Annotated in this window: 7 protein-coding genes and 1 pseudogene; 6 read left to right on the top strand and 2 right to left on the bottom strand. The window is 70.0% G+C overall.

The window, feature by feature from the left end; genetic code table 11:
• Positions 1-518: 518 nt before the first annotated feature.
• The 3 genes from EV580_RS26260 to EV580_RS33930 all read left to right on the top strand — a co-directional run bounded on the left by EV580_RS26260 (position 519) and on the right by EV580_RS33930 (position 8977).
• Positions 519-1997, top strand: a complete 1479-nt coding sequence (locus tag EV580_RS26260) for a hypothetical protein (RefSeq protein ID WP_133694934.1) — start codon at positions 519-521, stop codon at positions 1995-1997.
• Positions 1998-2387: 390 nt separating this feature from the next.
• Positions 2388-3641: a hypothetical protein gene (locus EV580_RS26255; protein ID WP_133694933.1), complete on the top strand. Its 1254-nt coding sequence runs from the start codon at positions 2388-2390 to the stop codon at positions 3639-3641.
• Positions 3642-3898: 257 nt separating this feature from the next.
• Entirely contained in the window at positions 3899-8977 is a 5079-nt protein-coding gene (locus EV580_RS33930; protein WP_166654896.1) for a PE family protein, read from the top strand.
• Positions 8978-9103: 126 nt separating this feature from the next.
• Here EV580_RS33930 and EV580_RS26230 read toward each other — a convergent pair whose 3' ends face one another.
• Complete coding sequence (locus EV580_RS26230) at positions 9104-9622, bottom strand: hypothetical protein (RefSeq protein ID WP_166654895.1); 519 nt, start codon at positions 9620-9622, stop codon at positions 9104-9106.
• Between the two features lie 88 nt (positions 9623-9710).
• Here EV580_RS26230 and EV580_RS33925 point away from each other — a divergent pair.
• Positions 9711-10478, top strand: a pseudogene (locus EV580_RS33925) (PE family protein); the annotation flags it as partial.
• A 1-nt stretch (position 10479) separates the two neighbouring features.
• Here EV580_RS33925 and EV580_RS26215 read toward each other — a convergent pair.
• The gene (locus EV580_RS26215) at positions 10480-12243 is read right to left on the bottom strand and encodes an AMP-binding protein (protein WP_133694928.1); all 1764 of its coding nucleotides are present in this window, start codon (positions 12241-12243) and stop codon (positions 10480-10482) included.
• Between the two features lie 275 nt (positions 12244-12518).
• Here EV580_RS26215 and pks2 point away from each other — a divergent pair, with 275 nt between their 5' ends.
• Complete coding sequence (pks2, locus tag EV580_RS26210) at positions 12519-18863, top strand: sulfolipid-1 biosynthesis phthioceranic/hydroxyphthioceranic acid synthase (RefSeq protein WP_133694926.1); 6345 nt, start codon at positions 12519-12521, stop codon at positions 18861-18863.
• Positions 18864-18933: 70 nt separating this feature from the next.
• The gene (locus EV580_RS26205; protein ID WP_133694924.1) at positions 18934-19608 is read left to right on the top strand and encodes a methyltransferase family protein; all 675 of its coding nucleotides are present in this window, start codon (positions 18934-18936) and stop codon (positions 19606-19608) included.
• Positions 19609-19619: the final 11 nt, after the last annotated feature.

The following is a 19619-nucleotide window of genomic DNA, read 5'->3' as shown; positions in this document are numbered from 1 at the left end:
CAACCACGCCGGACTGTGGATCACACCCGCGGCTCGGGCGGCACCTGAAGCGCCAGTAGTGCGCAACCCAGGCGACTCGGGCGGCACCGAGGGAAGCAGTCGCGGACCCGCGTCACCAGCCCCGAGGACGGAAGCCCCGGCAGTCCCGGCGGCAGCGGCACAACGGGTGGCACAGCTGTCAGCGGCCCCGACGGCCCCGCTGCCAGCGCGCACCACTGGCAGGGGGCCCAATTGCGCCGACCCGCAAGGCACTTGAGCTGAACCGGGCGCCCAAGATGCTGCCGAGTTGTCTTTGCGCTCTGTGACGAACAGCTACCGCGGCGCCCGTCACCACCCGCCACCGGCTCCGGACCCAAACTGCCCGTCGACGTCGCGCGCAGGCGGTCCGCCCGTCAGCAGGCCGGCCACGTATCAGCTACGAATCGCGGCCGAATATCCATTGGAAGACTGTCAGTAGCGCGTACTTGTCCGGTACGGTCCAAACCAGCAAAGACACATTCGAAACAACGGAGATGTCGGTGGGTCGGGTTCGAGACGGGCGTAACGCGGCGCTTGGTGCGCTGGTCGCCAGTGCACTCGCTGCCGGCGCGTTCACCCCGACCCCGGCCGCCAACGCCACCTGCATGTCGGCCTTCGGCCTGAACAACGGCAACGGCTGCACAAGCAACCTGACGACACTCGCGATCGCGATCGGCAACGGCGCGGTCGCGAACGCGGGCAATGCACTGTTCGGCGGTGCCATCGCCATCGGTGACGGCGCCAACGTGCTCACCAATATCGCCGCGTTCACTTTCGGCGGAGCCTTCGGTAACGGAGCCTCCTCGGCGACACTGGGGTCCCTGTTCGGAATCAACCTGCAGTTCGGGCAGGGCACCTCGTCGATCCTGGGCGGCATGCTCAATTTCGTCCTCGGCGCCGCAACATCCGGCGCCACGTCCACTGGCGCCGTCGGGCTCGGGAATATCGCGATTCAACTCGGGCCGGGCACGACGTCGACCGTCGGCGGTTTCAACGTCGCGATCGGCCTGCCGGGCGGCGGCAGTGGTGCCCAGACAACCGGCGCCGCAGGTGTTGGCAATCTCTCCCTGCAGATCGGCGCAGGCACCGTCACCACCGTCGGCCTCCTCAACCTCGCATTGAGCATCGTGCGCAACGGCGGGGGGCTGCAATCCACGTCCGCCGGCGGTATCGGCGCGTGGGCGCTCAACCTCTTGGGCGACGCAGGCGAAGCCTTCGCCCAAGGCCTCTTCACCACCGCGGCGAACATCCTCGGAACGAATACCGTTGCGGTACAGGGCCTTCTGAGCGCAGCCGTGAACTTCATCGGAACCGGCAACGTGGTCCAACTGTTGTCGCAGACCGGATTCCCGGTGGTGCTGGGCCTGGTGATGAACTCGTTCGGCATCGACAACGTCTTGAACGCCCTCAATGGCCCGTTGTCGTTGATGGTCGCGTTCAACCTTGAGGCGCAAAACCTCTTCCTCAAGGGCCCCGGCATCAACATCAACAACTTTCACCTACCGAAGTTCACGCTGCCGCAGTTCAACGCGTCGACCATCTCGATGCCGACGTTCTCCGCGCCCGCATTCCACCTGCCCGAGTTCCACCTGCCCTCACTGCCTGCCGGCGGTAACAGCTCGACAGGCGGAAGCAACAGCTCAACCGGCGGCGACGATGGCACGGAAGAAGGCGTCGGGGGCAGCGGACGCCACGCCGCGTCGTTGCGGACCACAGCCGACGCCGCGCCGGCCACGGCAGCCGTCGACACCACCACAACGACGTCCGAGACCGGCGACGACAGCGGGACCAAGCCCGACACCGCCGCCGGCGGCCGCCATCGCAAGCCCGAGACTGCGAGCGATGCCGGCGGCAGCCAGCCCTCGACGGGTACCGCATCCGGCGGACGCCACCGGAAAGCGGAGTCGTCGAGCGACAACGGCGCGAAGTCGAACGGCAATAGCGGCAGCACCGGCGGTGGAAAGCACCGCAAGCAGTAGCAGCCCGCGGGCTCCCGTCAGCAATACGCGATTGGCCGCGATACCGGGACCGGGCGATGACCAATTCGGGGTGCCCGGTCCGCATGGCCGGCGCCGTGGGCAGCCGTGTGAGCAATTGCACCGGAGTTATCAACCGACCGATATCCAGCTTGAACACGATTGCTTAAGACTGGCAAAGACTTGTATCTACAGCTGCGCGATCGGGTCCAATACCTAATTCAGGTGATAGCCACGCATGCCACCACAGTCGGTCACTTATGCGGTGTGTACCTGGGCTCAGCGCTCGTACCCGCTGATTCGGGGGCGTGAACAGCCTTTGCCGAACAGCCTTGAACTGGGACATCAGTACAACAGTCACAGGCACTTGACGGCGCGTCGCACTCGTCACCGATGCCCGGTGTCGAGCGGATCGCGGCGCACAATGCCCACCAATTGGGAGTCGCGAGTTCAATATCCCCGGGAAAGGCTGTAAGCTCCATCCGCGTCGGGTACGGTCCAATCCAGCAAAGATATCTAGGGTTACAGGGCATATCTATGAATCAGGTTCGGGCGAAGAGCGGTGTGCTGGTTGCCGCTTTGGTGTCCGGCGCGCTCGCGGCGAGCACCCTTGGCGAAGCCCCCGCCGCCAACGCAACCTGTGTCTCCGCGTTCGGTATCGGCAACGGCGGGGGATGCACGAGCAACCTGACGAGTATCGCGATCGCGATCGGAAACGGCGCCGTCGCGAACGCCGGCAATGGCTTCTTCAGCAGCGCGATGTCTTTCGGCACCAACGCAGCCTCCGTGACGACGTTCGGCTTCATGAGTTTCGCGGTGGCAGTAGGCGATGACGCGCGCGCGTCGGTACTGCCCGGACTTCTGAATGTCGCGTGGCAGCAGGGGGCGGGCAGTTCGGCGGCCATGGGCGCGCTCAACTTTGCGATCGGCATTTTGACCTCGGCCAGCGGCGCACAATCGACCGGAGTCGCCGGGGTCGGCAATATCGCCCTGCAAATCGGGCCGGGCAATATGACGAACATCGGCAGCCTCAACCTCACCATTGCCAGTGGGGTCGGTGGCGACGGCAGCAAGTCCACCAGCAGCGGCGGACTCGGCAACTTGTCGCTCAATATCGGTGACGCGGGCGCTGTGCTGACTCAGGGTTTCTTCAATTCGGCCACGAACATGTTGGGCGACAGCATCGTGCAGGCGCAGGGCATCTTGACCGCCGCCGGGAACCTTCTGGGCAACGGCAACGTCATCACCGCGCTGGGCCCGTTCCCCAACACCACGTTGAGCCTGGCGTTCAATTTCTTCGGCGACAACAACACCATCACGGCGGGGTGGGGTCCGTTCGCCATCGCCGGGGCGATTGGCCGGAGTCTGCAGACGATCACGAGGTCGATTCCGGGTATCAACATCAACGGGAGCACCGCGCCCGGGGCGACATCGGTCGCCAGTAGCAAGAAGGCCTCCAGCGCGGCCGCAGTGCGCGCGAGCATCACCGAGACCGCCAGTTCGACGGCATCGCCGGACACCGACGCGCCTAGCGCTGTGGCAGCCACTCGCGGCGTCGGCCAAAAGAAAGCCTCGAGGTCGTCAAACGCCACCAGCAAAAAGTCCGGAACCGGCAGCGGTGGCAAGGGATCATCCGCCAGAGGCTAAACGTAGCCGAGTATTTCTGATTTGCACGTGTCGAGCGCGTCGTTCTAGGGCGTTCTCGCTGTAATTTTCCGATACATAACTGCACTTACAGTGCCTTTGAACTGCGCTTTCTCTACTACCGTTGGAAGTGATCCATAACCGATGCTTTAGATCGCAAATACTCGCCGAGAAGTTGCTAAAATTCACAACTTGTAGCAATTGCTAGGTGGGAGCAAACTATGGCTGCAAGGCATCGTGCGCGGGGTCGGACGACGGCCATGGCAGCTCGACGCGATCCCCGAACCCCTAGCAAGGTTTCGCTCTGGCTCGGGACGGGCGCACTCGCGGTGGGCGTCTGCGCGTCCTTGAGCGCCGCACCCGGCGTCGCCCATGCCGATACCTCCCCCGGCGATGCGACCGGCCACCGCGACACGGGCGCCAAGGTCGCCCCCCGCCGGCACGCGGGCCCACCGGCGGCTGAGCCGAACACCTCGACGCGAGGTGTCGGCGGACCACGTCGGCCTGCCCGTTCCCCCGAGACCACTGGTCGCCCGCACGTGACGCCGGATGCGCTTGCGCGCGCATTTTCCGTAGCCGCCGCCAACGCGTCGCCGAGGGCTTCGGCAACGGTGGATCCGATCACGATCCTGACCGGACGTCCGCTGGTCGGTAACGGAGCCGACGGCACAGCGGACAGCCCGGACGGCAAGCCCGGCGGATGGTTCTACGGCAACGGCGGCGACGGTTGGTCTGCGCCAACGAATTCCGGCCTGAGTGGCGGCAACGGTGGGCTTGCGGGGCTCATCGGAGACGGCGGCAAGGGTGGCGCGGGCGCCGCCGGCCAGGCCGGCGGTAACGGCGGATCGGCGCTCTGGTTCGGCACAGGCGGGGTAGGCGGCGCCGGCGGGGCCGCCACCGTGGCCGGTCAGGACGGCGGCAACGGCGGGGCCGGCGGCCAGGGCGGCTTGATCGGCGGCGGTAACGGCGGAATCGGCGGCGCCGGCGGCGCCGGCCTGGGCTCCGGCAAGGGCGGAAACGGCGGGGACGGCGGCGCCGGGGGCTATCTGAACCTGGCCGGCATCGGCGGAGCCGGTGGCAATAGCGACACCGGCACCGGCGGGACCGGCGGAACCGGCGGCGGGGGCATGCTGTTCGGCGGCGCGGGCGGTCAAGGCGGCAGCGGCGGAACGGGCGGCGCAGGCGGAACCGGCGGCGTGGCGAACAGCTATGGATTCGGAAACGCGGTCGGCGGGGCCGGCGGTCAGGGCGGCACCGGATCGATCGGCGCGGGAGGCGCCGGCGGCGACGGCGGTGTCGCGCTCGTCGGGCCCTATGACTTCACGCTGAACAGCACGGTGCCGGTTCCCATCGGGACCGCCACCGGAGGTGGGGCAGGCAACGGCGGCGCGGGGGCGACTGTCGGCGGGGCCGGCGGCAACGGCGGGATGGCTTACAACTACCTCGCAAACGGCTCTGCCACCGGCGGCGCCGGTGGTGATGGTGCCGATAGTCCGGGGGCAGGACTCGTGGGTGGCGCGGGTGGTAACGGCGGCGTTGCCTATGCCAGCAGCGGCACGGGCGGGGCGGGCGGCAACGGCGGCAGTGGCGGTGCCGCCGGAAACGGCACGGCTGGAACCGATTCCGCGACCGCACCCATCGCGGGTGGGCAGGGCGCGACCGGCGGAGCCGGAGGCGTCGGCGGCAGCGGCGGCGCAGGGCTCCGCGGTGCCACAGGTGGGCAGGGCGGCAACGGCGGCGCAGGCGGCGCAGGGGGCGCAGGGGGCAAGGGCGGCTCCAACATCGGCACGACCGGTGGCAGCGGTGCAGCCGGCGGGCAGGGCGGCACCGGCGGGTCGGGTGGTGCTGCCGGTGCGGGCGGCAGCAATGGCGGCGCGAACGGCACCATGGGCACCGGCGGGACCGGCGGCCTCGGTGGCAATGGCGGTAAGGGCGGCGCGGGCACAACGGGCGTGACCGGCACCTCGGCGACCGCTGGCGGTGTGGGCGGCAGCGGCGGCGATGCCGGGCAGGGTGGCACCGGCGGCGCCGGTGGCGGCAAGGGTGGCATCGGCGGTGTCGGCGGTCTGGCCGGAAACGGCGGCGACGGCGGCACGAACACCGGCAATTCCGGCGGCGCCGGAGGCGGCGGCGGACAAGGCGGCACCGGCGGCAACGCGGGCGCAGCCGGCGCCGGCGGGTCGGGTGGCGGTGCCGCAGGCAGCGCCGGGACCGCCGGCGATGGCGGTAACGGCGGCAACGGCGGGGCCGGCGCGATCGGCAGCACCGGGACGACCGGAACCTCCGCCACGGCAGGCGGATCGGGCGGCCAGGGCGGCAACGCCGGCGCCGGCGGCGCGGGCGGCGCGGGCAGCGGCGGAGTCGGCGGCGGTAAGGGCGGCAACGGCGGCGTCGGCGGTCTGGCCGGAAACGGCGGCGACGGCGGCACGAACACCGGCAATTCCGGCGGCGCCGGAGGCGGCGGCGGACAAGGCGGCACCGGCGGCAACGCCGGAGCGGCCGGCGCTGCGGGCGCCGGTGGCGGGAGCGCAGGTTCGGCCGGCACCGCAGGTGCCGGCGGTAACGGCGGTAACGGCGGTGGCGGCGGTACGGGCACGGCCGGGACGAACGGCACGACGGCGACTGCGGGTAGCCAGGGTGGTGCCGCGGGTGCGGGCGGCGCGGGCGGCAACGGTGGCGCGGGCAGCGGCGGAGTCGGCGGCGGTACCGGTGGCATCGGCGGCAAGGGCGGGACCGGCGGCGGGGGCGGCCAGGGCGGAACCAATACCGGCAGCGCGGGCGGAGCCGGCGCTGCCGGTGGACAAGGTGGCACCGGCGGAAACGCCGGCGCCGCAGGCGTCGGCGGGACCGGCGGCGGCACGAACGGCACGAACGGGAGCGCCGGCAACGGCGGTGCCGGAGGCAACGGCGGTGGCGGCGGTACCGGCACAGCCGGTTCCGGCAGCGCGACCGCCGCCGCGGGCGGTACCGGCGGCACCGGCGGCAGCGGCGGAGCAGGCGGTCAGGGTGGCACCGGCGGCGCGGGAATCTCCGGGGCAGGCGGCGGCACCGGCGGGCAAGGCGGTATCGGCGGCCTCGCCGGAAACGGCGGCACCGGCGGCGCCAACACGGGCGTTCTCGGTGGCGCCGGTGGCGGCGGCGGGCAAGGCGGTACCGGCGGCAACGCCGGCGCCGCAGGCAGCGCCGGCGCGAACGGCGGCGCGGCCGGCAGCGTCGGCAGTGCCGGCGCCGGTGGCACCGGCGGCAACGGTGGTGCGGGAGGCACCGGCACCGCGGGCACAGGCAGCACAACGGCCGCGGCAGGCGGCAACGGCGGTACCGGTGGCGCGGGCGGCGCCGGTGGCCAAGGCGGCACGGGCGGCAATGGCGGCACGGGTACCGGCGGCGCCGGCGGGCAGGGCGGCGGCGGCGGCCTGGCCGGCGCAGGCGGCGCCGGAGGCGCCAACACCGGCGTTCTCGGCGGCGCCGGTGGCGGCGGCGGGCAAGGCGGTACCGGCGGCAACGCAGGCGCCGCAGGCAGCGGCGGCGCGGGAACCGCAGGCACCGGAACCGCCGGTGGCGTGGGCACCGCCGGCAACGGCGGCGCCGGAGGCAACGGCGGTGGCGGCGGCACCGGCACCGCGGGCACGGGAAGCACCACAGCCGCGGCAGGCGGCACCGGCGGGACCGGTGGCGGCGGCGGCTCAGGTGGCCAAGGCGGAGCCGGCGGCAACGGTATCGGCGGAGTCGGTGGCGGCACCGGTGGCCAGGGTGGCGCAGGCGGGCTGGCCGGCACCGGCGGTGCGGGCGGCAACAACACCGGAACGACCAGTGGCGCAGGCGGTGTCGGCGGCAACGGCGGAACCGGCGGCAACGGCGGGGCGTCGGGCACCGCCGGCACGAACGGCGGAACCAACGGCACTGCCGGTGCGGCCGGCAACGGCGGCACGGGCGGCGCGGGCGGTAGCGGCGGCTCGGGCACCACCGGCACGACAGCTGGAACGGGCGGTACGGGCGGCGCGGCCGGCAACGGCGGCGCCGGCGGAACGGGCGGCAACGGCATCGGCGGTACCGGCGGCGGTACGGGCGGACAAGGTGGCGTCGGCGGCAAGGGCGGCACCGGCGGAACCGGCGGCACCGACACCACGACAGGCGATGCCGCCGCCAACGGCGGCGGAGGCGGCAAGGGCGGCACCGGTGGTACGGCCGGCACAGGCGGCACAGGCGGCGGTACTAACGGCGCTGCGGGCCAGGGTGGCGCCGGTGGCACCGGCGGAACGGGTGGTGCCGGCAACAACGGCACGAGCGGCACCGCTCCCACCGCAGGCAACGCCGGCGGACAGGGCGGAGCCGCCGGCGCGGGCGGCACCGGCGGTACGGGTATCGGCGGCGTCGGCGGCGGCGCCGGCGGACAGGGCGGCGTCGGCGGCACGGGCGGTGGCGGCGGCACTGGCGGCAGTAACACCGGCAGCAACGGCGGTAACGGCAACGCCGGCGGTGGCGGCGGCAAGGGCGGCCTCGGCGGCGCGGCCGGTGCGGGCACCAACGGCGGCGCCAACGGCACCGGTGGCGCCGGTGGCCTCGGCGGCAACGGTGGTGGCGGCGGCACCGGCGATATCGGCACCAACGGCACGGTGCCCACCGTCGGCGGCAACGGCGGCACCGGCGGAACCGCCGGTGGCGGTGGCACCGGCGGCGCGGGTATCTCCGGGGTCGGCGGCGGCAACGGCGGTGGCGGCGGCACCGGCGGAACCGGCGGCACTGGCGGCCGAGGCGGCAACGGCACCGGAACCAACACGTCTGGCGCCAAGGGCGGAACCGGCGGAACCGGCGGTTCGGGCGGTGGCGGCGGCGCCGGCACCGACGGCGGTTCGGGCGGTGCGGGCGGAAACGCCAACACCGCGGGCAACGGCGGGAACGGAGGCACCTCCAACGGCACCGGCACCGGTGGTGGCGGTGGAACCGGCGGCACGGCCGGCGTCGGCGGCAACGGCGGCAATGCCGGTGGAGGCAACGGGACGGGCGGATCCGGTGGGACCGGCGGCACCGCGGGAAGTGGCGGAACGGGTGGGGCCGGCACCGGCGCGAACGGCCCCGGCGGCGCAGGCGGCGGTGGTGCTGTCGGCGGCACCGGCGGAACCGGCGGCACCGGGAGCGGCTCGGGAACCGGTGGCACGGGCGGGACCGGCGGGGCCGGCGGTGGCGGCGGAACCGGCGGCACCGGAAAGGCCGGCGCAAGCGCGGGCAAGGCCGGCGGTGGTGGCGGCTCGGGCAATACGGGCGGTGCGCCCAGCGGGGTCAACGGCGGCAGTGGCGGAACCGGCGGCACCGCGGGCACGGGCGGGGCCGGCGGCACCTGATCGCAGTTGCCCCGAGACGGGCGATCGAGAGTTTGCCCTGACTCCGAATCACACGTTGCTACCATGTGGACGCTCAAAGCATTGGCGAACATGGGAGCAAACCATGGCTGCACGGCATCGTGCGACTCACCGGGCGATGTCCCGAGTACAGCGCACGACCGCCCGCCATCGCGGCCAGCAGCCGCACAGCAAAGTCTCATTCTGGCTGGGAGCAGGCGCTCTGACCGTAGGCGTCTGCGCTTCGCTCGGCGGCGCCACCGGGATCGCCAACGCCGACTCCTCGGGCAGTGACTCCGCGTCGTCGAGCCACAGCGCCACCGGCCCCAAGGTGGGACACTCCGGGCGTTCCACGGCGTCGAAAGCCACTGGTGGCTCCAAGACGAACTCGCCGAAATCGACGACCGGGAAACGCACGGGCACCACCACGGTGTCGGCCACGCCCGCCGCAGCGACCGAAGCCACCACGGAGTCGGTTCCCACCGTCACGCAGGCAGCCAGCGCACGGACGACGACCACCTTGGCCGCCGCGGACACTCCGACCACTCCGCCGAATCTGTCGATAAACGACGTGATCGCCACGATCGTCGCGTACGCCCGCACGGCGGGTGGCGGCCCGACGGTGACGATCAGCCTCCCCGAGATCATCACCGCGCTCGTCACCAACGAGTGGCAGGGCCGCCCGATCATCGGCAACGGCGTAGACGGCACCGCGGCGAGCCCCGATGGGCAGGGCGGCGGCTGGCTGCTGGGCAGCGGCGGCAAGGGTTACACCTGGACGGACGCGACCTGTACCGATAGCGCGGGCTGCACCGGCGGCGACGGCGGCGCGGGCGGGCTGATCGGCAATGGCGGTAACGGCGGAGATGGCGCGAACGGGGGTGCCGGCGGCAACGGCGGCTCGGCAGTGCTGTTCGGCTCGGGCGGAAGTGGCGGAGCCGGCGGCGCCAGCTCCGGCGTCGGCGGTGACGGTGGCGCGGGTGGCACCGGCGGCCTCATCGGCGGCAATGGCGGAGACGGCGGCAAGGGTGGCGACGGCGCCACCGGTGGCAACGGCGGCGCGGGCGGCTCGGTCATCAGCTTCGGATTCGGCTACTTCGCCGGCGCATATCACGCCGGAAGCGTCACCGGCGGGAATGGCGGAGCAGGCGGAAACGGCACCACCGGAGCGGGCGGAAACGGCGGAGCCGGTGGCGCGGCAGATCTCGGGAGTGACCCCCTCTTCAGCCTGCTGGTGTCGGTGGCCGGCGCATTGACGGGTGCGACTGGGCCGGGCGCAGCGGTCGGCGGCAACGGCGGCGCAGGCGGAGACGGCACGACGGGCGGCGACGGCGGTCTCGGCGGTCTTGCCTACAACTACGGCGCAGGAAATTCCGTCGGTGGCGACGGCGGCAATGGCGGCGACGGCACCACCGCGGGCGGGCTGGGTGCGACCGGCGGAACCGCTTGGGCGGCAAGCGGTTCGGCCACCAACGGCACCGACGGCACCAACGGAACGCCCTAGCTCAGCCGTCCAGGCGGACGAACTGCTTGCGCTGGTAGAGATCCACCGAGGATTGTCGCCTGACCTTGCCACTGGTGGTGACCGGGATCGAACCCCCGCCCACCAGAACCAGATCGGACACCGCGATGCCGTGCGTGTTCGAGATCGCCGACGTCACGTCGCGCTTGATGGCCTCGAGGTGCTGCTTGGCCTCTTCGTCGGAATCGCCACGCTTCCTGACCTCCATCACGACGACCAGCTTCTCCACGTCGTCATCCGGAACGGCGATCGCCACACAACGGCCCTTGGTGATCTCCGTGACCGTCGCCTCGATGTCATCGGGAGAATGATTGCGGCCGTAGATGATCAACAGATCCTTGATCCGGCCGACGACGAACAGCTCGCCATCCGAGATGAAGCCGACGTCGCCGGTCTTCAGCCACGGGCCTTCGGGCGTGCCTGCCGACGGTGCGACGATGGTGCCGCCGAAGGTGCGGGCGGTCTCCTCCGGGTTTTCCCAGTAGCCGATGCTGACGTTGTCGCCATGGCACCAGATCTCCCCGGTCTTCCCGTCCGGAACCTCGGTGCGGGTCTCCGGATCGACGATCCGCAGGACCGGCGAGCGCGAGCTGATCGGACCGTCGTAACTGACCAGCGGGGTGCCGTCCTCGCCGGAACGCTTGGCCTCGCCGGCGGTCAGGGCATCGGTGTCGAAGTACACGACCTTGATCGGGTCTTCGGGCCTGGGGGTCGACATGTACAGGGTGGCCTCGGCCATGCCGTACGACGGCTGAATCACCGCCTCGCTCAGATTGAAACGGGCGAATCGGTCGGTGAAGCGCTTGATCGTCGCGGGCTGAACCCGCTCGGCGCCGCTCTGGATGGTGTGCACGCCGCCGAGGTCCAGCCCGGCCATGTCCTCATCAGAAGTCTTCCTGGTGGCCAGGTCGAACGCGAAGTTCGGTGCCGCGGTGAAGGGGCACGGATTGGTCGCCAGCAGCTGCATCCAGCGCGCCGGCCGCACCAGGAACGACGCCGGGCTGGTCAGCACGGCGCTGGTCCCCAGAACAATCGGCGAGCAAACCCCCAGGATCAATCCCAGATCGTGGAAGAACGGCAGCCACGACACGAACGTCAGATCGGGCGGGGTGACCCCGGCATGCCTCGAGTAATCGGTGGTGATCTGTTGCAGATTGGTGAAAAGGTTTGTGTACGAGATCATCACACCAGCCGGTGAGCGCGTCGAACCGGAGGTGTACTGCAGATACGCGGTGGCGTGCGGATTGTCGTTCTCGTACATCGCGGGCGCCCCTGGCCGCGGCGGAGCATCGAGGTCGAGCAAATCGACCTCGATGATGGCCGGCGGCGCCTGCCCGGGGTTGGGGACGATGCTGCGACTCACCTCGGCCACAACGGCGGACGTCGTGAGCACGGCAACGGGTGATGCGTCGCGCATGACCGACTCGACCCGTTCGTCGGTGACACCGCCCATGGGGACCGAGAGCGGAACGGGAATCACACCGGCGTGCAGGGCGCCCAGGAACGCAACGATGTATTCCAGGCTTTGGGGGGCGATGATCATCGCGCGATCGCCGGGTGACGCGGTCAGGCTGAGCTCGCGGGCGAAGTTGGCAACGCGCCGATACAACTGCGGCCACGTCAGGCTGACCGGGACGCCGGCCCAGTCCTGGTCGTAGTCCATGAACGTGTACGCAATGTCATCCGGCTGCATGCTGGCGCGTTCGCGCAGCAGGGCCGGAATCGATGCCTCAATCGCCTGTGTCACGGCAAGCAAGCTATCAAAAGCCGTAGCGCCCTCACTTTCGAACAGCCAAGTTAAGTGACGCCCTCGTCAACCGTTGCGCGCCGCCCTAACCAGTCCGCTTAGCGCGCTCGGCAAACTCCCCTGCCACCGGCTTTCCTGTGCACTTACCTGCGAATCAAGCAAACTTGACCCGGGACGCTGCGTCTGCGTCAATAATCGTCTTGCCCGGGTTGGGGGACCAGAGGTGAGTCAAGCAACGGACTGGACTGCGGCTTCGTTGCTGTTGAGGAGACGGGATGGTTTCATTCGGTGCGATCGGTGATCGGCCAAGCGGCTCAAGTACCCCGATTTCCCCAGCCGCTATGAGCTCCAAGTCGACAATTCCGGTCGCCGTCATCGGTATGGCTTGCCGGCTTCCCGGCGGTATCGAGTCCCCCGAGCAGCTCTGGGAAGCGCTGCGGAACGGCGCCGACCTGGTCACCGAAGTGCCGCGGGACCGCTGGGACAACGACGAGTACTACGACCCGGAGCCGGGCGTACCGGGCCGCACCTCGTCGAAGTGGGGCGCCTTCCTCGACGACGTTGCCGGCTTCGATTCGGAATTCTTCGGCATCAACGAGCGCGAGGCAGCCGCGATCGACCCGCAACACCGTTTGCTGCTCGAGACCGCGTGGGAGGCCATGGAGCATGCCGGGCTCGCACCGGAAGCCCTGAAAGACTCACTGACGGGCGTGTTCACCGGGCTGTCGCACTCCGACTACCAGTCGGTGTCGGCGGAGTCCGAGGCCATGGAGGGGCCCTACGGGTTCTCCGGCAACACGTTCAGCATGGCCTCCGGCCGCATCGCCTACACGCTGGGGCTGCACGGTCCCGCGATGGCGGTCGACACCGCATGTTCGTCCGGGCTGCTCGCCGTGCACATGGGCTGCCGCAGCCTGAGCGACGGCGAGAGCGACCTCGCCCTCGCCGGCGGCGCATACGTGATGCTGGACCCGCGCAAGTACGTCGCGGGAACCGCGGCGGGCCATCTCTCCCCCACCGGGCGCTGCCAAGCCTTCGACGTCGAGGCCGACGGCTACGTCGCCGGCGAGGCCTGTGCGATGGTGCTCCTCAAGCGCCTGCCGGACGCGATCCGCGACGGCGACCGCATCCTGGCCGTCATCCGGGGTACGGCCGTCAACCACGACGGCCACACGGTGAACACCTCCACTCCCTCGGTCACCGCTCAGGCCGCTGTGTATCGGGCAGCGCTGGCGGCCGCGGATGTCGACGCAAATAGTGTCGGCCTGGTCGAGGCGCACGGGCCGGGCACTCCGGTGGGCGATCCCATCGAATACACCAGCCTGAGCGACGTGTACGGGCTCGACACGCCCTGCGCGCTCGGATCGGTGAAGACCAACGTCGGCCACTCGCAGTCCGCCTCCGGTGTCATCGGCCTGATCAAGGCGATCCTGGCGTTGCAGCACGGCACGATCCCCCGCAATCTGCATTTCACCCGCCTGCCCGACGATCTGGCCAAAATCCCCACGAAACTCTTTGTCCCCGTGGAGAACACCGAGTGGCCGGTAAACGGCTCCCATCCGCGCCGCGCGGCGGTGTCGTCGTACGGAGTGTCGGGGACCAATGTCCACGCCGTCCTGGAGCAAGGTCCTGAGCCGCAGGCAACACGCAGCACGAGCGCAGATCGCAACGACGCTCCCCCCGCACCGCTGCTCTTCCCGCTCTCGTCGACCTCAGCCGACGGCCTGCGGCGCTCGGCCGGCCGGCTGGCCCAGTGGGTGCAGACCCACGACGAGGTGACACTGCCGAATCTCGGGTACACGCTCGCGCGCCGCCGCGCGCACCGCCCGGTTCGCACCGCCGTCCACGCGACCAGCGGGTCGGAGCTGACCGCGGCGTTGCTCGAGGTCGCCGCCGACGAGGCGCCCCACCCTGCCGCACTGGCACACGACGATCGCGGGCCGGTCTGGGTGTTCTCCGGACAGGGCTCCCAATGGGCTCGGATGGGCGCGCCGCTGCTCGACACCGAGCCGGTTTTCGCGGCCACCGTGGCACAGCTCGAGCCGATGATCGCCGCCGAGTCCGGATTCTCGGTCACCGCGGCGATCACCGCACCGGACGTGGTGAGCGGCGACGCGCAGTTGCAGCCGGCGGTATTCGCCATTCAGGTGGCACTGGCCGCCACCATGAAGGCGTACGGCGCACGTCCTGGCGCTGTCATCGGGTATTCGATGGGCGAGGTGGCCGCGGCGGTTGTCGCCGGGGCGCTGTCCCTCGAAGACGGGGTTCGGGTGATCTGCAGGCGCTCGCAGCTGATGGCGCGCCTCGCCGGCTCCGGAATCATGGCATCGGTGGAACTGCCTGCCAAGCAAGTACTTTCGGAGCTGACGCTGGGCGGCATCAAGGACGTCGTCGTCGGGGTGGTCGCGTCACCGGACTCCACGGTGATCAGCGGCGCGACCGAGACTGTTCGCGAGCTGATGGCGACGTGGGAAGAACGCGACGTGATGGTCCGCCAGTCCGTGATCGACGTCGCGGCCCACTCTCCCCTTGTCGATCCGATTCTTCCTGAGCTCACCGAGGCTCTCGCCGAGATCAAAGCGCTGACGCCGCAGATTCCGTTCTACTCGGCGACCGGCTTCGACCCCCGCGAAGAACCGGTGTGCAACAACAAGTACTGGGCCAAGAACCTGCGCAACACCGTGCGATTCGCCGCGGCCGCACGAGCCGCACTGGAAGACGGATACCGGGTGTTCGCCGAACTGGCACCGCACCCGATGCTCACGCACACCATCGAACGGACCGCCAAGAACCTGGACGCGCCGGTCGCCACGTTCGCCGCGTTGCGCCGTGAGCAGACGTTGCCGCACGGGCTTCGCGGCCTGGTGGCCGATTTGCACAGTGCCGGTGCCGAAGTCGACTTCTCGGTGCTGTATCCGGATGGACAACTGGTCGACGCACCGCTGCCGGCGTGGACACGACGCAGGCTGTGGCTGGACCACGACGGCCACGAGACACAGTCACACGGCGGTTTCACCGTGTCCGTCCATCCGCTCCTCGGCCCGCACGTGCGCTTGCCGGAGGAGCCGGAGCGCCACGTGTGGCAGGCCCAGGTCGGTACCGTCGCCCAGCCCTGGCTCGCGGATCACACGATTCGAACCGTGGCGGTACTGCCCGGCGCCGCCTATTGCGAGATGGCCCTGGCTGCGGCGCACGCCGTGCTCGGAGAAGCCGCCGAGGTTCGCGATATCCGTTTCGAGCACGCGCTGTTGCTCGACGACGAAACCACCATCGGCGCATCGGCGGCACTGTCCTCCCCCGGCGCCGTCGACTTCCTCGTCGAATCCGATGACGGCGGGCGCCAAGCACGGCAAGCCAGCGCGGTGCTGTACACCGCAGACGACGAGCCGCCCGCCGCATACGATATCGCCGCCCTGCTCGCCGCCCACCCGCATCGCACCGGAGGCGACGAGGTGCGCGACCGGTTGGACCAGCTCGGCGTGCACTACGGGCCCGCGTTCTGTGGCCTTGGTGATATCCACACCGGCGATGACGCCAGCGGCAGCGTGCTGGCCGAAGTCGCACTTCCCCGCCAAATCCGGATGCAACAGGGCGCGTACGGCGTGCACCCGGCACTGCTGGACGCCTGCTTCCAGGCAGTTGCCGCCAGTCCGCAGCTCCAAGCCGGCATGGCGGGACTGCCATTGGGAGTGGGACGACTGCGCTCCTACGGACCGGCCCGCAACGCCCACTACTGCTACGCCCGAGTCACTCAAATCGATTCTGCCGGAATCGAGGCCGATCTCGACGTTCTCGACCAGGACGGCACTGTTCTGCTCAGTGTGCGGGGATTGATCTGCGGTACAGGGGAATCCGAAGAGGCTCAGCAGGAGCGGCTGCTCGGCGAGCGCCTGTTGGCCATCGAATGGCAGCAGCGGCAGCTGCCGGAGCCGACTCACGTCGACGCCGGCACCTGGCTGTTGATCAGCACCACCGCCACCGCTGACCTGCTCGGCAACGCACTGACCGACACCTTGAAAAACCAAGGTGCACAGTGCAACACGATGAGCTGGCCACCGAATGCCGACCACGCCTCCCACACCACGCACCTGGCCGAGCACCTGCGTTCCGGCAAGGTGACCGGCGCGGTGATCCTCACCGGACCGAAGACCAGCGAGGGCTCCGACCAATCCCCGCTCGTGGGAAGCGAATACGTCCAGCATCTGGCGCGCATCACGCGGGAGTTGGCGCAGACGACGGGCCACATCCCGCACTTGTTCGTGGTCACGCGTGCGGCCCAGACCGTCGTGGACGGCGATGTCGCCAACCTGGAGCAGGGCGGTCTGCGCGGGCTGGTGCGGGTGATCAGCACCGAATACCCGCACCTGCACGCCACCCAGATCGACGTCGACGACAGCACCGATGCAGAACAACTGACCAGGCAGCTGTTCTGCGGGTCCAAGGAAGACGAGACCGCCTGGCGCGACGGCGCGTGGTACACGGCCCGCATGCGGCCCAGCCCGTTGCGATCCGATGAGCGGCAGATGCTCGTCGCCGACAACGACTCCGAGGGCATGCGGCTGCAGATCCGCACGCCCGGCGACTTGGAAACCTTGGAACTGGTTGCCAGCGAACGCGTTACGCCGGGCCCGGGGCAGATCGAGGTCGCTGTCGGCGTGTCCAGCATCAACTTTGCCGATGTGCTGGTCGCGATGGGGCTCTTCCCCGCCATCGAGGGCGGCTTGCCCGAGCTGGGGATGGATTTCGCAGGCGTGGTCACCGCGGTCGGTCCGGACGTCACCGACCATCGCGTCGGCGACCGGGTCGGCGGGTTCTCCGCGAACGGATGCTGGGGCACGTTCGTCACCTGTGATGCCCGGCTCGCGGTGACGCTTCCGGACGCCCTGACCGATCACCAGGCAGTGGCGGTGGCAACCGCGAGCGCCACCGCGTGGTACGGCCTGCACGAGCAGGCTCGGATCGGGGCAGGTGACCGGGTTCTGATCCACTCCGCGACCGGCGGTGTCGGCCAGGCCGCCATCGGAGTCGCGCGGGCCGCGGGCGCCGAGATCTTCGCGACCGCGGGTAGCGAGGAACGTCGACAAATGCTGCGCGACATGGGGATCGAACATGTCTACGACTCGCGCAGCACCGACTTCGCCGACCAGATCCGCCACGACACCGACGGTTACGGCGTGGATATCGTGCTCAACTCCCTCACCGGGGCAGCCCAGCGCGCCGGATTCGAGCTCCTGGCCACCGGGGGGCGGTTCGTCGAGATCGGCAAGCGCGACGTCTACGGGAACACCCGACTGGGCTTGTTCCCGTTCCGGCGAAACCTGACGTTCTACTACGTGGACCTGGCACTGATGTCGCTGAGCCATCCCCAGCGGATCGGCGACCTGCTGCGCACCGTGTATCAGCTTGTGGCAGAAGGCGAATTGCCGCCGGCCGCGCACACCGAGTACCCGTTGGCCGATGCCGCGACCGCGATCCGGGTGATGGGCGCGGCCCAGCACACGGGCAAGCTGCTGTTGGAGATCCCGCGAACCGGGACCAGCAACGTCGTGGTTCCGCCGGAGCAGGCCAATGCCTTCCGCGCTGACGGCGCCTACCTGGTCACCGGCGGGCTGGGTGGCCTGGGATTGTTCCTGGCCGAGAAGATGGCCGTCGCGGGCTGCGGCCGGATCGTGCTGACCTCCCGTTCGCAGCCGACCCTCAAGGCGCTGGAAACGATCGAGCTGATCCGCGCGATGGGCGCCGAGGTCGTCGTGCACTGCGGTGACATCGCGGATCCCGCGACCGCACAGAAAATGGTGGAGGCCGCCACCGCCACCGGACTGCCGGTCCGGGGTGTCCTGCACGCCGCGGCCGTCATCGAGGATGCCACGCTGGCCAACATCACCGACGAACTGATCGAGCGTGATTGGGCGCCAAAGGTTTACGGCGCGTGGAATCTGCACAGCGCCACCGCCGATCAACCGGTCGACTGGTTCTGCTCGTTCTCGTCGGCGTCCGCGCTGGTGGGCTCGCCCGGGCAGGGGGCCTACGCCGCGGCCAACAGCTGGCTGGATGCGTTCACCCGCTGGCGGCGAGCCCGAGGCCTCCCGGGCACCGCGATCGCCTGGGGCCCCTGGGCCCAGATCGGGCGCGCCACTGAGCTCGCCGAGAGCGCAGGCGTGGCCATCGCTCCCGACGAGGGCGCGTATGCACTGGACGTGTTGCTGCGCCACGACCGGGCCTACACCGGTTATGCACCGACCACCGGCAGCACGTGGTTGACCGAGTTCGCCGAGCGGACGCCGTTCGCCGAAGCATTCAACACCGTCGGAGAAACTCAAACGGGCACAAGCAAACTGCTCGCCGAGCTCAGCGGGACGCCGCGGGCGGAGTGGCCGACCCGATTGCGCCGCCTGATCTCCGACCAGGTGAGCCTGATTCTGCGTCGCAATATCGAGCCCGACCGGCCGCTGGCCGAATACGGCGTGGACTCGCTGGGAGCGTTGGAATTACGCACCCGACTGGAATCCGAAACGGGTGTGCGCTTGACGTCCGGCGACCTCGCCGTCGGCACCGTTCGCGGGCTGGCGGAACTGCTGTGCGAAAAGCTGGCACCGACCAACAGCGACGCGCCGGCCTAGCCGCCATGTCGGATACCCGGCGCGACATCGGCACAGGCATGCGCAACTGGACAGAGATCTTGGGAGGATCGTGAACGCCGTTCTCAGAGTGGCCGCCTTGGGCTTCAGCCAGCTCGTCGCGATCGGCCTGCTGGTGTTCCTGCCGGCCGGCACCGTGAACTACTGGCAGGCGTGGACCTTCTTGGCGGTGTTCGCGCTGACGGCGTGGTTCCCGAGCATCTACCTACAGATTACGAATCCCGTTGTCCTGGAGCGTCGGATGCGCAGCGGGCCGATCGCCGAAGGCCGGGCGGTGCAGAAGATCGTCATGCTCGGCCTCTACGGATCTCTGGTGGCGATCTGTGTGGTCAGTGCACTCGACCACCGCTTCGGCTGGTCATCGGTACCGGCAGCACTCTGCGTGCTCGGCAACGTCTTGGCCGGCGGCGGCTTGATCGTGACGGTGCTGGTGGCCGTCCAAAACACCTTTGCCTCCACCACCGTTCAGGTCGAGACGGGCCAGACGGTCGTCAGTACCGGCCTCTACGGCCTGGTGCGGCACCCCATGTACACCGGCAACGTGCTGATCCTGGTCGGTCTGCCCCTCGCGCTGGGCTCCTTCTGGGCACTCGCATTCGTCATGCCTGGCGTGGCCGTCCTCGCCGCGCGCATCCATGACGAGGAGAGGCTGCTCGGCGACGAGTTGGACGGATACCGCGAATACACCCAGAAGGTCCGCTCACGCCTGATTCCCTACATGTGGTGACGGGCGGCCTC

It is taken from the genome of Mycobacterium sp. BK086 (assembly GCA_004362315.1).
GTDB lineage: Bacteria > Actinomycetota > Actinomycetes > Mycobacteriales > Mycobacteriaceae > Mycobacterium.
Note: the sequence above shows the minus strand (reverse complement) of the source record. Positions and strands in the feature narration are given on the sequence as shown.

Coding starts and splice junctions, on each gene's coding strand:
- EV580_RS33930 (WP_166654896.1), top strand. CDS start 3,899: ATGGCAGCTCGACGCGATCCCCGAACCCCTAGCAAGGTTTCGCTCTGG.
- pks2 (WP_133694926.1), top strand. CDS start 12,519: ATGGTTTCATTCGGTGCGATCGGTGATCGGCCAAGCGGCTCAAGTACC.
- EV580_RS26230 (WP_166654895.1), bottom strand. CDS start 9,622: ATGATCTCGGGGAGGCTGATCGTCACCGTCGGGCCGCCACCCGCCGTG.
- EV580_RS26255 (WP_133694933.1), top strand. CDS start 2,388: ATGCCCGGTGTCGAGCGGATCGCGGCGCACAATGCCCACCAATTGGGA.